This window comes from Burkholderia sp. FW306-1C-G01B, from assembly GCF_058781685.1.
In genome coordinates, this window is sequence record NZ_JBYSWZ010000006.1 from 55132 (window position 1) to 71509 (window position 16378).

The 16378-nt window shown below is 67.8% G+C and carries 8 protein-coding genes; 3 read left to right on the forward strand and 5 right to left on the reverse strand.

What is annotated here, in order from left to right:
• The first annotated feature begins 42 nt into the window (after positions 1 to 42).
• On the forward strand, positions 43 to 315 hold the full coding sequence (locus tag AC3WLY_RS13710; RefSeq protein ID WP_347063624.1) for a hypothetical protein: 273 nt from the start codon (positions 43 to 45) through the stop codon (positions 313 to 315).
• Between the two features lie 66 nt (positions 316 to 381).
• Complete coding sequence (locus AC3WLY_RS13715) at positions 382 to 561, forward strand: hypothetical protein (protein WP_492309539.1); 180 nt, start codon at positions 382 to 384, stop codon at positions 559 to 561.
• Positions 562 to 625: 64 nt separating this feature from the next.
• On the opposite strand, the gene AC3WLY_RS13720 is transcribed toward AC3WLY_RS13715, so the two are convergent.
• From AC3WLY_RS13720 to AC3WLY_RS13735, 4 genes are all read right to left on the reverse strand, one after another.
• Positions 626 to 1807 (reverse strand): DesA family fatty acid desaturase, encoded by a 1182-nt coding sequence (locus AC3WLY_RS13720; RefSeq protein WP_175962996.1) that lies wholly within the window; start codon positions 1805 to 1807, stop codon positions 626 to 628.
• A gap of 88 nt (positions 1808 to 1895) precedes the next feature.
• Positions 1896 to 2114: a YMGG-like glycine zipper-containing protein gene (locus AC3WLY_RS13725; protein ID WP_072439846.1), complete on the reverse strand. Its 219-nt coding sequence runs from the start codon at positions 2112 to 2114 to the stop codon at positions 1896 to 1898.
• Between the two features lie 161 nt (positions 2115 to 2275).
• Entirely contained in the window at positions 2276 to 10909 is an 8634-nt protein-coding gene (locus AC3WLY_RS13730; protein ID WP_492309538.1) for a GH36-type glycosyl hydrolase domain-containing protein, read from the reverse strand.
• A 50-nt stretch (positions 10910 to 10959) separates the two neighbouring features.
• A complete protein-coding gene (locus tag AC3WLY_RS13735) occupies positions 10960 to 11412 on the reverse strand; it encodes a type II toxin-antitoxin system HicB family antitoxin (RefSeq protein WP_492309537.1) in 453 nt (150 codons plus the stop codon).
• Between the two features lie 569 nt (positions 11413 to 11981).
• Between AC3WLY_RS13735 and AC3WLY_RS13740 the strand changes: the two genes are divergently transcribed.
• Positions 11982 to 13352 carry an MFS transporter gene (locus AC3WLY_RS13740; RefSeq protein WP_310136382.1) on the forward strand — a complete coding sequence of 457 codons (1371 nt, stop codon included), beginning with the start codon at positions 11982 to 11984 and terminating at the stop codon, positions 13350 to 13352.
• A gap of 169 nt (positions 13353 to 13521) precedes the next feature.
• Here the strand turns inward: AC3WLY_RS13740 and AC3WLY_RS13745 are convergent, their stop codons facing one another.
• Entirely contained in the window at positions 13522 to 16281 is a 2760-nt protein-coding gene (locus tag AC3WLY_RS13745) for a UPF0182 family membrane protein (RefSeq protein WP_492309536.1), read from the reverse strand.
• Positions 16282 to 16378 lie beyond the last annotated feature (97 nt).

Here is a 16378-nt window from a genome sequence, read left to right on the forward strand (position 1 = left end):
TGAATCCTTCGGCGCCAACGATTGCTCTGTCAGGAGCAAATCATGACCATCCCCACTCTCGAATATCGCGGACGTGAACTGCGTGTCTATTCGCAAATCCTGTTCCCGCCGTTCGGCGATCCCCACGCCCCCGGTCCGAAGCGCTTCGGTTCGATCGTGCGCATCGATACGATCCCGGCGACCTCGGCAACGGCGCCGCGTTACTCGACCATTTTCGAGCATGGCGCTCCGCAGACGGCGGCGCTGGCACTCGACCTGGCGATGCAATTCGGCAAGGACATCGTGGACGGCAAGATCGCTCCCGCAGCGATCTGATTCGTCCGCCGCATCCGGCTCGACGCCGCGTCTCGCGACGCGAGCACACCTCACTCCGGAGGATCCATGAAATATCATTCAGCCACCTCGATCGATCGGCGCGATGACGCGACCCGGCAAAAGCAGCGGGACGATCTGGCCCGTGCCGACGTCGAACGCGCCGAGAAGCGCATCCGCCAGAATGCCGGCATCAATTCCAATGCGAGCAAGTGGCGTTATTCGCGTCCAGACAATCGGGCGAGATGAGCGGCAGATGCACCGAGCACTGTTGCACGTCGGTCGCGCATGACAGGCCACCGGCGTGCCGGGATCACGCATACCGGCGCAGGCGCATCGAGAAATCGGCGATCGCCTTGATGCCGCTCTGCTCCGCGCAACGGCACCAATCCTGCAACTGAACCAGCAATTGCTCGTGCGACGCGTGCGACCACGTCCATAGCTCGAGCAATGTCTCGTACATATCCACGTACACGCGTATTCGCCGGTTCGCATTGGGGCTCGTCAGCGCCCGCAGATCGGGCTTGTCCCGATGGCCCCAGGCCTGGCGCAGCCAGCGTTTCATGCCGAGTGCGAACGCGCGCTTGTCGTCGCGGCTCATGTCCTTGATGCGGCGCAGCTCCCGCCGGCAGGCGGGCTCGAGCATGCGCGCATAGGCGGCCAACACTGCATGCCGGTTGCGGATGACCGCTTGCAGCGTCGCGTCGTCGGCCACTGCCTTGTTCGGGAGCAGCCGCGGCTTCGTCGCGACTCGCCGAATCGTCGCGAGTCTCAACGTCGCCAGCAGGCGGATGTACAGCCAGCCGATGTCGAACTCGAACCAGCGGTTCGACAGCCTGGCGGACGTCACGTATGCGTGGTGATTGTTATGCAGCTCTTCTCCGCCGATCAGGATGCCCAGCGGGAATAGGTTGGTGCTCGCATCGGGCGTCGCGAAATTCCGGTAACCGCTGAAGTGGCCGCAACCGTTGACCACGCCGCCGGCCCAGAACGGAATCCACATCATCTGGACCGCCCACGCCGCCACACCGGGCAGCCCGAACAGCCCGACGTCGAGCACGGCCAGCAGCCCGACGCCGAGATTCGGATAGCGGGCATACACGTGGCGTTCGAGCCAGTCGTCCGGCGTGCCCGATCCGTATCGGCGCAACGTTTCCTCGTTCCGCACTTCCGCGCGGTACAGTTCCGCGCCGCGCAGCAGCACGGTCGCGAGGCCGCGGGTGCGCGGGCTATGCGGATCTTCCGGGGTCTCGCTTCTTGCGTGATGCTTGCGATGCACCGCGACCCACTGCGTGGTCTGCATGCCGGTCGTCAACCACAGCCAGAACCGGAAGAAGTGACTGACGCACGGGTGCAGTTCCAGCGCCCGGTGCGCCTGGCAGCGATGCAGGTACACCGTCACGCTGATGATCGTGACATGCGTGAGCGCGAGCACGACCCACGCAAGCTGCCACCAGGACAGCCTCAGCTCACCGTTCAGGAGAAATGCCGACATACCGGTCGCGCTCCGGGTCACGCTCGTATCCGCACGCGCTTCGTCGTGACGGCGCGTGCGCGTGCCGATTCCCTGCCCTTCGGCCGGCCTATTTCCCGACCTGATTGCCGACCACCCCGCCGACGGCCGCGCCGCCCACCGTGCCCAGCGCACTGCCGCCCGTCAGGACCGCACCGGCGACGCCGCCGACACCCGCCCCGATCACCGTATCCGTTCCGCGGCGAGACATACCGCCGCAACCCGCCAGCACGACAATCGCCATCGTGACTATCGCCATCTCGACTGCCACTGAATGTAGCTTTCTCATGATCATCTCCTCGGGTTGCCGCTGCGCCGTCCGATCCGGCCCGACGCATGGAAGCCCATGCGCTGACGTCTCGATGGAATTCGAAACATCGGTTCATGATCGGACGTAATTCGCGCGCAGTCCGTCCGCTAACGTACCGGCCCGAGCGCCAGCCTGCCGCCTCACGGCAGCACCGCCTGCGCGGCCCCCAGCGTCACGACCACGCTGTGACGCCGACCGTCGTCCACGAGCCGCACCGCCGCTTCGCCGGTGGCGAGCCGCACGCCATCCACGACGAGGCGCGACACGCCGCCGCTGACGTCGTCCGGATTCTCGACGACGATGTCGTAGTGCGACGCCCCGTGGCGCAGCGTTGCCCTGAAGCCCGGCCAGGATCGCGGGATGCACGGTTGAATGGACAGCATGTCGCCATGCCTGCGCAGGCCGAGCAAGCCTTCGACGCCCGCGCGATACAGCCAGCCCGCCGAGCCGGTGTACCAGGTCCATCCGCCGCGACCGACATGCGGCGCGACCGAATAGACGTCGGCCGCGACCACGTACGGCTCCACCCGATAGCGATTCGCGCCGCTGCGCGTGCGACTGCGATTGACCGGATTGAGCAGCGCGAACAGCTTCGCGGCGCGATCGCCGTCGCCCATTTGCGCGAACGCGAGCACCGACCACGTGGCCGCATGCGTATACTGGCCGCCGTTTTCCCGGATGCCCGGCGGATAACCCTTGATATAGCCGGGATCGACCGGCGAACGATCGAACGGCGGCGCGAACAGCAGCGCCAGGCCATCGTCGCGGCGGATCAGCCGCGCGTCCAGCGCGTCCATCGCCTGCGCGGCGCGCGCCGGGTCCGCCGCGCCCGACAGCACGCTCCACGACTGCGCGATCGCGTCGATCGAACATTCGGCGTTGCCGGCCGAGCCGAGCGGCGTACCGTCGTCGAAGTAGCCGCGCCGATACCACTCGCCATCCCATCCCGCATCGGCGAGCGCGTCGCGCAACGCGCCGGCGCGCGTCGACCAGCGCGCCGCCAGTTCGCCCAAGCCGCGCGCCGTGGCGAGCGGCGCGAACGCCGTGAGCGTCGCATGCAGGAACCACCCGAGCCACACGCTTTCGCCCCGCCCGGCCTCGCCGACCCGGTTCATGCCGTCGTTCCAGTCGCCGGTGCCGATCAGCGGCAGGCCATGCTCGCCGAAATGCGCCAGACTGGACTCCAACCCGCGCGCGCAATGCTCGAACAGCGAGGCGCTCGTTTCCGAGATGCGCGGAATGAAGAACGCGTCCTGCTCGTCGGCGCCCAGCGCCCGCCCGTCGATGAACGGGATCGACGCATCGAGAATCGCCCGGTCGCCGCTGACGTCGACGTAGTGCGCAGCCGCATGGGCGAGCCAGACGCGATCGTCGGAGATTCGCGTGCGTACGCCGCTGCCGCTTTCCGACAGCCACCAGTGCTGCATGTCGCCCTCCGGAAACTGGCGCGCCGCCGCCCGCAGCAGATGCTCGCGCGTCAGCGCCGGGCGGGCGGCCGCGAGCGCCATGCCGTCCTGCAGCTGGTCGCGAAAGCCGTACGCGCCGCTGGCCTGATAGAAGCCCGCACGCGCCCAGATCCGGCACGACAGCGTCTGGTACAGCAGCCAGCGGTTCAGCATCAGATCCATCGCGCGGTCCGGCGTCTCGACCTGGAGCGCGCCGAGCGTCTCGTCCCAGAACGCCGTCACGGCGGCGAATATCGCGTCGAGATCCGCCTGACGGTATTGCGCGATCAACTGTCGCGCCGTTGCCGCATCGGCGCCTTCGCCGAGCAGCAAGACGATTTCGACGCTACCGCCGGGTTCGAGACCGACCGTGGTCTGCAACGCGGCACACGGGTCGAGCCCGGCGCCGACGCGGCCCGACAGCGGCGACGCGCCGACGCGGCCCGGGAAACCGGCGGGATCGCCCAGGACGCCATTGCGGCCGATGAACTCGCGCCGGTCCGCGCTCCAGGAAGTTTGCAGGCCGCACAGATCGGCGAACGCCACCCTGCCGCGATACGCCTGGCTCCAGTCGTTGCGGGCAAACAGCGCGCCGGTGGGCGGATCGATCTCGCTCGCGGTGTGCGGCGCCGCGACGCTGCGCGACGCGCCCAGCGCCCACTCCGCATAGGTTGCGACGGACAGCCGGCGGGGCCGGTCCGACAGGTTGCGCAAGGTCAGGCGGGAAATCTTGACGGGATCGGCCAGCGGCACGAACTGCAGCAATTCGACGGCGACCTCGGCGGCGGTATGCGCAAACCGGCTGTAGCCCTGGCCGTGACTCGCGACGAAAGCGGTCGCACCCGGCGCGTCGTCGCCGATCGAGTTCGCCTGCGGCCCCCAGCGCATGCCGGTCTCGTCGTCGCGGACATAGAACACCTCGCCGGGCGGATCGGTGACCGGGTCGTTCGACCATGGCGTCAGCGGATGCTCGCGGCTGTTCGTCACCCAGGTATAGCCGCCCCCTTCCGCCGAGCTCAGGAAGCCGCACGACGGGTTCGCGACGACGTTGACCCACGGCATCGGCGTGCATTGACCGGGCTGCAGGGTCACCACGTATTCGCGGCCGCCGCGCGCGAAACCGCCGATGCCGTTGAAGTATTCGAGACCGGCGCCGGCCTGCGCCCCCTTCGGCGGCAGTAACGCGGGCAGCGGCAGCGGCGGGCGCGCGGCATCCGCGCGGGCGGGCAGCGGTGAACCCGCGAGCCGTCGCAACTGGTCCACCAGCCGGCCGTTGCGCGCGGCGAGCACGGCTCGCGCGACCGACGGAAACAGCGCGCGCGCCGCCGCCGCCATCAGGTCGTCGCGCAGCACGAAAATACTGCCGCGCCCGGCTTCGCCCGGCTGCTGCCGGGCCCGCACCAGCCCCTCGAGCGCCGCCTGCAAATCCTGCACATACGACGCCGCGCGCTCGTTGACGATGACCAGGTCGACCTCGAGCCGCTTCGTCCGCCAATACTCGTGCGCGCGGATCAGCTGCCGCACCATGGCGATGTGCTCGATGTCGTCGATCCGCACCAGCAGGATCGGCAGATCCCCCGATACGCCGTGCGTCCATAGCGGCGACGCGCCCACGCCGCCCGCCGCCGACACCGCCGCCGCATGGCGCAGCAGTGCGGCGGAACCCGGCCGCATCGACGCATCGCTGTAGAGCATGTATCCGGCCAGCTGCTGGAACAACGCGGCCTCGTCGAGGCTCACCGCGCTATGCCGCAGTTGCACCTGCGCCTGGGTCCACGCGAGCATCGCCGCACGCGCGAACGATTCGCCGTCGCGATGCTTGTCGACCAGGTCGAGCAGCTGCGCGCGCGAATCCGCGACGATGGTCCAGTAGGCGATGCTCGCCTTCGCGCCCGGCTCGATGCGCAGCCGCCGCCGCAACGTGAACGCCGCGTCCAGCACCGCGCCTTCGCAAGCGCCCAGCGCACGCCGTTCGGTCAGCGCGAGCGGCAGTCGAACGCCGCGCCCGCGCCCGATGAAGCGCAATCGATCGGTGTCGAATTCTTCCGCGCCGACGGTTTCGCCGGCGGTCACCGCCAGATGGGCGGCCCAGACCTCCGCCTCGTTCGGCGCGCGCTTGCGCCGCGTCGCCAGAATCGCGCCGGACGCCGGCACGTACTCGGTCTCGATGAACAGTTTCGAGAACGCGGGATGGGCGTGATCGGCGGCGGGCGGCGCGAGCACGATTTCCGCGTAGGACGTGAATTCGATCACGCGGGCCCGGGCGCCCGCATTGGCCACCGACACCCGCCGCACCTCCGCGTCGTCCTCGGCGGATACCACCACCTCGAGCGACGTCGTCAAGGTGCCGTCGCGCCGCACGAACTCGGCGCGATCCTCGGTGAACGTCACTTCGTAGCTGTCCGGCACCGCGCCGGTGGGCTGCCATGCGGCCGACCAGACGTCGCCGCTGTCGACGTCGCGCAGATACAGATAGCTGCCCCAATCGTCGCGCGTCGCGTCTTCCCGCCAACGCGTGACGGCCAGATCGTCGCGGCGGCTGTAGCCGGAACCCGCGGCCGTGAGCATCACGGCGTAGCGGCCGTTGGACAGTAGATGCGTGACGGGCGCGGGATCGTCCGCCGACAGCACGCGCCGCGCGACGCCGGCATCGATGCCATGCATTCTGCCGGCCGGGCTCGCGTCGCCCCGCGGCCGCCCGGCCGCGACCCGGCCCGGTACCCGCTCCTGCAACAGCAGCTCGGTGGCGCGGACGGCCGGCTCGCCGTGGAAGAACGCGCGAATGCGCCCGCCCAGCAGCGCATTGGCGATCGACACGATCGACATGCCCTGGTGATGCGCCATGAACGCGCGCACGATGGCCACCGGCATGCCTTCCGGCACGCGCGCGGGCGTGTAGTCGAGCGCTTCGTAGAAGCCGAAGCGCCCGCACGCGCCGGCCGCGCGCAGCCGCTCGAAGTTGCGTGCGGCGGCGTCCGGCGCGACCATCGCCGCGAGTGCGGTCGCATAGGGCGCGACCACCAGGTTCTGGTCGAGATCGCGCTTGAGCCCCAACTCCGGCACGCCGAAGCTCGAATACTGATAGGTCAGCTCGATGTCGCGCGTGTTGTACGCCGATTCCGACATGCCCCACGGCAGGCGCAGCCCGTCGCCATAGGCGATCTGCCGCCGCACCACCAGGTGATTGGTACGCGCGAGCAGGCTGCTGTCCGGCGCGCGCATCACCAGCGACGGCATCAGGTATTCGAACATCGATCCCGACCACGAGATCAGCGCCGCGCCGTGCCCGATCGGCGTCGCCAGGCGGCCGAGCCGGAACCAGTGCCGCGCCGGGATATCGCCCTTCGCGATCGCGACGAAACTCGCCAGGCGAGCCTCCGACGCCAGCAGATCGTAGTTGCCCGGATCGAGCCGTCCGTCGGCCACCGCATAACCGATCGACAGCAGATTGCGCACCGGGTCGAGCAGAAAGCCGAACTCCATCGCATAGGCCATCTGCAACGCGGTATCGGCCAGCGCATGAAGACGCTTGTTCAACACGTCCGCTTCGTCCGGCGTGCGCGTTGCGTCGCGGCAATGCCCTTGCACCGCGTGCTCCAGCGCCTGCGCCCAGAACAGCACGTCGTCGACGTCGCCGCCCCGCACCCGGCCGACCTCGTCCATCAGCGCGCGCGCGACATCGGCGACCGTCGCGGCGAGGACCGTAATCGCGGGCCATTCCGGCGCGGCGCGGCCGTCCGGTGCGCCGTCGTCCCCGGCCGGCGCGGCGAGCGCCTCCTCCAGCTCGGTCGCGGCTCGCTCGAATTCGCCGTGCAAGGCCGTCCGGGCGTCGCCTTCCCGGCACACGGCGTTGTGCAACAGCGCGAGCGTATCGCCGATCCCTTCATACGCGGCCTGCCGCCCCACGCCGGCGGGCTGATTCGCCCACGCGCGGCAACCGTTGCCGAGCGCGATCAGGTGGCCGGCGAGATTGCCGCTGTCGACCGACGACACATACCGCGGCTCGAGCGGCCGCAGGTCGCGCGTGTCGTACCAGTTATAGAAATGGCCGCGATAGCGCGACATCAGCCGCATCGTCGCAAGGGTCGCCTCCAGCCGCGACACCGCGTCCAGCGTGCCGAGCCAGCCGAACTCGCGGGCGCTGACGGCGGACAACAGGTACAGCCCGATATTGGTGGGCGAAGTCCGGTGCGCGCCAACGGGCTTCGGGTCCTCCTGGAAATTGTCCAGCGGCAGCATCTGATCGTCGGCCGTCACGAAGGTCTCGAAATAACGCCAGGTCCGGCGCGCGTCGCGCCGCAGCTGGCGCGCATCGTGCGGCGCCACCGCCAGCTCGCCAGCCGGCCGCGGTGCGCGGCTCAGCCAGTAGGCGATCGCGGGCGCCGCGAGCCAGACCAGCGCGAACGGAGCGGCCAGCCAGCCCGCATGACGATCGAAGCGCCAGCCCGCCAGCAGGCTGGCGGCCGCGGCAAGCAGCGCGAGCGTCACGCCGCCGCGCATTTGCAGATAGGTGAGCGCGAGGGTCCGCCGGTCGCGCGCGCCGGCTTCGGCCGCCGTGGTCCATTCGAGCAGATGGCGACGGCTGATCCCCACGCGAAACAGCGTGCGCGCGATCGCGTCGCCCATCGACCATGTCTGCTGCGGCAGCATGACGATCGACAGGCCGAACCGCGTCAACGCGAACTGCAGCTCCGTCGACCACGCATGGAGCACGCTGCGCGTGGTCATCTTCACATGCGTGCGCCGCCAGCGTGGCACCAGCCCGCTCAACACGGGCAACAGGAACGGCAGCGCGATCGTCACCAGCACGAACGCGCTCCACGCGAGCGACACGGGCAGCGGCAGCACCCATCCGGCCAGCAGCGCGACCAGCATGGCGGGCGCAGTGAGCGTGCGGCGCAGGTTGTCCAGCATCTTCCAGCGGCCGACCGCCGTCAGCGGTTCGCGGCCGAATATCAACCACGGCAGGAGTTGCCAGTCGCCGCGCGCCCATCGGTGCAGGCGTCCCGCCGCGACGTCGTAGCGGGACGGCGATGCTTCGACGACCTCGATATCCGACGCCAGCCCGGCCCGCGCGAATATGCCTTCGAACAGATCGTGACTGAGCACCGTGTTCTCCGGCACGCGGCCGGCGAGCACCGCCTCGAACGCATCGACGTCGTAGATGCCCTTGCCCGCATACGAGCCTTCGTCGAACAGGTCCTGATAGACATCCGATACGGCCGACACGTAAGGATCGATGCCGTGCGCGCTCGACGACACGCGCTGGAACAGCGAGCCCTCGTCGCCGCTCGCGAGGGACGAAGTCACGCGCGGCTGGAGCACGCCGTAGCCCTCGACGATGCGCCGGCTCGCCGAGTCGAATACCGGCCGGTTGAGCGGGTGCGCCATCTTGCCGACCAGGCGGCGCACCGTATCGCGCAGCAGCCGCGTATCGGCATCGAGCGTGATCACGTAGCGCACGTCCGGCGGCACGTGCGGCGGCCGGCCTTCCGGTGCGATGAACGACGTGTCCGACGCCCCGCGCAGCAAGCGGTTCAGCTCGTGCAGCTTGCCGCGCTTGCGCTCCCAACCCATCCAGCACCGTTCGCCGTCGTTCCACACGCGCTTGCGGTGCAGCAGCAGAAAACGCTCGCCTTCGCCCGGCGCCGCCGGATAGAGGCCATTCAACCGGTCGATGCCCGCCGCCGCGGACGCCAGCAGCCCGTCGTCGCTGTCGGCGTGCGGAGTGGGCGCGTCCACCCAGTCGGAGAGCAATGCGAAGTACAGCGCGCCGTTGGGGCTCGCCAGATGATGAATTTCCAGTTGCTCGATCTGCTCGGCGAGCGCCGCTTCCGTCGTCAGCAGCACCGGCACGGCGACCATCGTGCGCAGGCCCGGCGGGATGCCGTCGAGCAGCGCGAGGCCGGGCAGGATGCTTGCGCCGATATCCCTCATTACCGCGCGATTGACGAGCGCGAGCGCGGCATCGAGCGCGGGCAGCAGGCCGGCCAGACCGAGCCAGATCAGCCAGTGGCCGGGCGGTTCGACGCGCGCGAGCCACGCCATCATGCCCGCCAGCAGCAGTGCGGCGATCAGCCCGGTACGGCCGAGATAACCGCCGAGACCGGCGTGGCGGGTCAGGCGCCGCAACCACAGCGCAACGGGCGGCCGATAGCCGATCTCGGCTTCGAGCGCGGCGCGGCCGTCGGCCAGCAGGTAGTAACCGGGGTCGGTCTCGCGGCCCGGTACCGCGCCGGCGGCCGGTGCGCGGGCTGCCGCATCGGCGACGACGCGCCGCGCAATCTCGAGCTCGCTGACCGGCGCGCCGCGCGCAAGCGCTTCGACCGCGTCGCGATACAGGTTGCGCGTGGGGAAATCCATCTCCGCGAAGCCCGGGTGGCTGCGCAGCACCTGATCGACCAGGCTGATGCGCTCGAACAGATCGGTCCAGTCCACCTCCGAAATCAGCCGCATGCTGGTGATCACGTTGCGCACGGTCAGGCTGGCGGCGCCCTGCTGATGGTTGACGGACGCAACGATCTGGTCCGGCGTCGCGCCGCGCGCCGCCAGGTGCCGATGCAGCCACGCCAGTGCCGGCGCGACGGCCGGATCGGGATCATGCAGCCGCTGAATCAGCTGCACCGCGAACGCATCGTGCAATACGGCCTGCTCATAACGGGCGACGAGCGGCGCCGTCTCCAGCCGCGCCTGCCCGCCTTCGCCGAGCAGGCGATCCGCGAGCGCGTCGGCATCGAGCCGCGCGCGCCGGTCGTCGATGATCTGATCCGCGAGCCGCCGCAGGTTTTCGATCAGCACGATCCGCAGCGTGATCGCCACCGCCCACAGTTCGCCGATCGTCAGCGGTTCCACGGCCTGATAGGCCAGCATGAAACGGCATAGCGCATCGGGATCGAAACGACTGTCGGTATGGGCTACGAATGACCAGTTGATCCCGAACACGCGCGGATAACCGGCGAACGGGCCGTTGCTCAGTTTGGGCAGTTGCCGGTAATAGCGAGGGGAAAGATCGTCGCGGATCTGCCGCACCTGTTCCGCGACAAGATAGTAGTTGTCGAGCAGCCACTCCGCCGCGGGCGTGATTTCTTCTCCGCGCGCGTCCGCGGCCACCGTGTTCCGGTAGGCCTTCAGCAGATGATCCGCGTTGTCCTTCAGCCGTGCGGCCAGCGAGGGGCCCGACGCCGCACCGGGCAACACCTTCTGCGCGCGAGCCAGGCTGCCCGCGTGCTGCGCGAGTCGCTCGTCGCCGAAGAACTCCTCGCGAATCGGCCGGGCATTGCTCCATGGCGAGGTCCGGCGTCGCGAAACACGCGCGACATGAATCTTCAACAGACGTCCTCCCAGATGGCCGCACCGCTCGGCCACGCGTGCCCGGGCCGTCAAACCGCTTCCGACAGCGATGTCGCGACGGGTTCGCCACGCAAGCCGCCGTGCTGCGCGGACCGGTCGGCGGCGTGCTCGCACGCCATCGACACGAACGCATCGCGAGTCGTATGCAGCGCGCCCGCCGTCCGATCGATGTCGTGCACGATGCGCTTCGGCAGGCACAGCTCGATCCGCACGGAACTCGACGTCACCTGGGTCAGGTCGATGTCGAAGAAGCGCCAGATCCCGTCGCCGGCATCGACCGCCGACGCCTGCAATACCGACATGTCCGTGGTCGGCGGCGGAACGAGACGCGCGGACCGGTCATAACGGGCCATGACCCGTTGCGCGACGGCCGCCTGCAGCTCGCCATACGAGTCGCCCTCCACGTCGACTTCGGGAAAATCCGCAAGCGCGCCGCGATAGCGGGGATTCCCGTGCCGCGTGATATAGATCGGATATTTCATGAACCGCTCCAGACAGAAGAATGCGACGAACGTCATCGTGCATCGCGACGGCCCGATGAGTCGGTACGCTGAAGAACAGTCTTCGGAGCAGGTTTCGTGGTGACTTGCCCGCCTTGCACGCACCGGAGCCCCGCGAATGCAACGCGATCGATCCACGTACGGCACCGTACCGATGATTTGCACGGTAATCGAGCGCGTTGCTCGCATCAGGCGCGCCGGCCTCCTCTGTTGCCGGCACGCCCGGGACGCCCCGGGATGCGGCGCGTTTCATCACACATGCGCCAGGTCGTTGCCATCGAAGCGGGGCGTCACCGTGAATCCCGTCACACTCGTTCGATCTGCCGCGCTCATCCTCGCGGCATTGCCGTCGGCGCGTGGGGCTGTCTGTATCTCGCCCCCTACGCGTCATCGTCGTGGTCCTCGTCGCGCTCGTGCTGTCCACGCGGGTCGCCAACGTCCGGCATAAGTTCGCAATCCTTCTGATTGGAAAGCTGCAGAGCGACTTGCCGGAACCAATCGCGGGGCGTATGGTTTATTTCTCTGTCGCCCTTTTTTCGGGAGATATCAAAATGGCTGCCATGCAATCCGCGGCCACGCCCCTCTCCGACGAGGAAGCCCGGCGCCAGTTGCGCCGCGCCGTCATAGCCAGCACGATCGGCACCACGATCGAATGGTATGACTTTTTCCTCTACAGCACGGTCACCGGCCTGGTCTTCGCAAAGCTGTATTTCCCGCAGTCCCACCCTCTCGTCGGCACGCTGCAGGCATTCCTGATCTATGCCGTCGGCTTTGTCGCGCGGCCGGTCGGCGCCGCGATCTTCGGCCATTACGGCGACCGCATCGGACGCAAGGCCACCCTGATCGTGACCCTGCTGCTGATGGGGCTCGCCACGTTCGCCGTGGCCTTCGTCCCGACTTACGCGACGATCGGCATCTGGGGCGCCGTTTTCCTCACGGTGCTGCGCTTCATCCAGGGCGTCGGCGTCGGCGGCGAATGGGGCGGCTCGGTCCTGATGTCGATGGAGTGGGCGCGCACCAATGCGCATCGCGGCTTCGTCGCGTCGTGGCCGCAGTTCGGCGTGCCGGCGGGATTGTTCCTCGCCAACCTCGCCGTGCTCGCCATGAGCTGGTTGTCCGGCAGCGGTTTCCTCGCGTGGGGCTGGCGCGTGCCGTTTTTCCTCAGCATCCTGCTGGTCGCGATCGGGCTCTATATCCGCCTGAATATTCTCGAGACGCCGATCTTCGCGAAGCTGCTGGCCGAGCGCCGGATCGAGAAGACGCCGATGCTCGAAGTGCTGCGCAAGCAGCCGAGGGATATCGTGCTGTCGGCGTTTGCGCGGATGGCCGAGCAGGCGCCGTTCTATATCTTTACGGCGTTCGTGTTCACTTACGGGATCACGGCGCTCGGCGTCACGCGCGAACTGTTGCTGACGGCGGTGCTGGTTGCATCCGTGGTCGAATTCGTCACCATCCCGCTGTTCGGGCACGTGTCGGATCTGATCGGACGGCGGCGGATGTACATGATCGGTGCGGCTGCCGTCGGTGTGTTCGGATTCCTCTACTTCGCGATGGTCGACAGCCGGAATCCGGTATGGATCTTCGCGGCCATCGTGCTGTCGCTGGTCCCGCATTCGATGATGTACGGGCCGCAGGCTGCGTTGATTGCCGAGTCGTTTACCGGGCGGTTGCGATACAGCGGTGCGTCGATGGGTTATCAGCTCGCTTCGGTCATCGCAGGCGGCCCGGCACCGCTGATCGCGACGGCGCTGTTTGCCTACTACCATTCGGGGTATGCGATCGCGGTGTACGTGCTGGTATGTGCGGTGCTGAGCCTGGTCGCCGCATCGAAGCTCGGCGACTACACGAACAAGGATATTTCGCGGGAATACGACGAAGCGCGGGATCTGGGGGATCATGGGCACGCGCCGCCGGTGACCTGACGGGTTGGCCGGCGATCGCGCCATCGACGATGCATAGGGCGACGAGGCGGCTGCCGGCCCGATTTCCGCACCCGGTCTCGGTTCAGGACCATCCATGCGCGCGCTCGGAAAACGCGACGACTTCTCGATGACGGGCAGTCGAGCTCACACCCGTTCCGCCGCGCGCCATTCACTTCTTGTTGTCCGCGCGAACGGCGCCCAGCGCTTCGAGCAACGGCCGGAGCGCATCGAGTTCCGCGCCGAAGCCGGCCCAGTCCCCCGCCTTCATCCGCTCGATCGCGCGGTCGTAATGGGCCAGCGCTTCGCGGGCGCGCGCATCCGCCGCGCCGCGGGCCGGCGCCGCCACCGGCCCCGGCCCCGTCTCCTTGAAGAGCGCTGCGAGTGCTTCGCTCAGGTTTTCCTCCATCACGACGCGATCGCCGTAGGCCGCAATCACCCGCTTCAGCTCGGGCAATTGGCCCGACGCCGCACGCAGATAAAGCGGCGACACGTAAAGAATCGAATTCTCGATCGGCACGACCACGAGATGGCCGCGGATCACGCGTGAGCCCATCTGGTTCCACAGCGAGATCTGCTGCGAGATTTCCGTGCTCTGCTGGATGCGCGCCTCGATCTGGTACGGCCCATAGATCAGCTTGTCCTTGGGGAACGCGTAGACGATCAGCTTGCCGTACCCGGGCGGATCGCAACGCGCGGCCAGCCACGCGATCATGTTCTCGCGCTGGCTCGGCACCATCGGCAGCATCAGCACGAAGCCGGCCTGCGCATCGCCGGGCAGCCTCATGATCGTGTAGTACGGCGCCATCTGCGCGTTCGCTGCGTCGCCCCCGTCGATATCGCCCAGCGCGCGAGGAAACTGCCAGAGGTCCTCGCGGTTATAGAACACTTCCGGCGCATCCATGTGATAGGCGCGGTAGAGGTTCGCCTGGATCAGGAACAGATCCTCGGGGTAGCGGATATGCTGTCGAAGATCCGGCGGCATCGCGTCGAGCGGCTTGAACATGCCGGGGAAGATGCGCGCGTAAGTCCGCACCAGCGGATCGGAAGGATCGCTGACGTAGAAGTCGACCGTGCCGTGGTACGCGTCGACCACCACTTTCACTGCGTTGCGAATGTAGTTGGCGCCGTCGCCGACACCGGGCGGCGCATACGGAAACCAGCGGCTGGTCGTATAGGCGTCCTGCATCCAGAACAGGCGTCCGTTGCTTGCCACGACATACGGGTCGTGGTCGAGCGCGAGAAACGGCGCAATCGTGCGTATCCGGTCCCGGATGTTGCGGTGAAACAGGATCCTGCTGTCGTCCGTGATGTAGTGCGTCAGCAGGATGTTGGGATCGCTGAACTGCCATGCGAAGAGGCTGCGCCGCGCCGCGCCGCCGATCGCGACACCGTCGCGCCCGCTGTAGGACGTGTAGACGTTGCTGTCGCCCTTCGGGTAGTCGAATTCGGGCACGCTGCCCTTCACGATCGCATAACCCTGCCCGCCTTCGCCGAAGTAGATGCGCGGTTCGTGGATCGCCGGCCCGCCGTCCGCGGCAGGCGGAATGTCGCGCAGATAGAGCGACGGCAGGCCTTCCGTGGATTTCTCGGTGACCGGCGACATCACGACGCCGTTGCCGTGGGTAAACAGCAGATGCAGGTTCACCCAGGTTCGGGCGTTCTCCGGCAGCATCGTCTGCTCCAGTTCGCGCGCCGACAGCATGACCTGCCGGTAGCCGGAGTCGAGCCGGTAGCGATCGATATCCACGGAGAAGAACTTGTAGTACGTCCTGATCTCCTGCAACTGCGCATAGGTATCCATCAGCGGCTGCACATCCCACAGCCGGATGTTGTCGACGGTCGCGCGATTGGCCTGCAGCGCCGCGAGATTCAGGCCCTGCCCGGCCGCAAACGGCTTGACCTCGATCTGCGCAAGACCGTAAGCCAGCCTCGTCAACGCGATGTTGTGCTGGATATAGGGCGTCTCGAGCTGCAGCTCGCTCGGCTTGACGTAGAAGCGCTGGAACAGCGCGGGATAGACGATACCGAGCGCAAACGAAGTACCGAACACCAGCAGCACCGCAGCGGCCGGCAGCCGATAGCCGGGCCGGCGCAGGTTGACCAGCATCGCAACGGCCGACGCAACGGCGAGGCCGACGAGCAGCCACAGCACCGGCAGCATCACGTGGACGTCCGTATAGCCGGCGCCGACCACGACACCGTTGTTGTCGTAGAGCAGCAGAAAGCGTTCGAGCCACCAGGACCAGGCTTTCAGCAGGAAGAACAGCGCCAGCAGCGCCGAACCGTGAACGGCGGCAGCCGACGAAAGCCCCTTCGGCGGGCGCAGCATGATGTCGCCGCGCAGCCAGTAGACGCTGCCTGCGACGATCGCGCAGCAGACGACCACTTGCAGCAGCAGGTTCTTCAGTACGATCCAGACGGGCAGCGCGAACAGATAGAAACCGATGTCCTTGCCGAAGATCGGATCGCGCACGCCGAACGGCACCCGATGCAGAAAGCGCAGCGCAACATCCCAGCTCGACATCGCACCGGCGGCGATCGCAAGCCCGAGGAAGACGGCACCCGCGGCGATGACCGCGCGCCATGGAACGCGCGATGCGACCTCCGCTGCGAGCGCCCGAAGGACATCCTCCGCACGCGTCGACGAAGCTTCCTCTACCTGCCAGACATCGACGGACCTTGCAAAACGATGCGCGAGCAACCCCGACGCACCGATCGCGGCCGCCGACACGGCGAGCACCGCGACGAACAGCAGCACCCTCGCGGACAGGATCGTCCAGAACACGCCGGCATAGCCGATCGACGAGAACCAAAGCCAGTCGACCAGGATACCGGTGATGCGCCCGGTGACGATCAGGCACGCGACGACGACCGCAGCCATGATCCCATAGCGCCTCAGGCGCGAGACGGACGTTGCTTGCGAGCGCATCGAGGCTCCTTTGCCGGGCCGTCATGCGAGGCCGGCTGCGGCCGGATCGGGGTGTGCCGCCAATCCGTCGGTCGGGATCGCGGCCGGCCGCATGTCT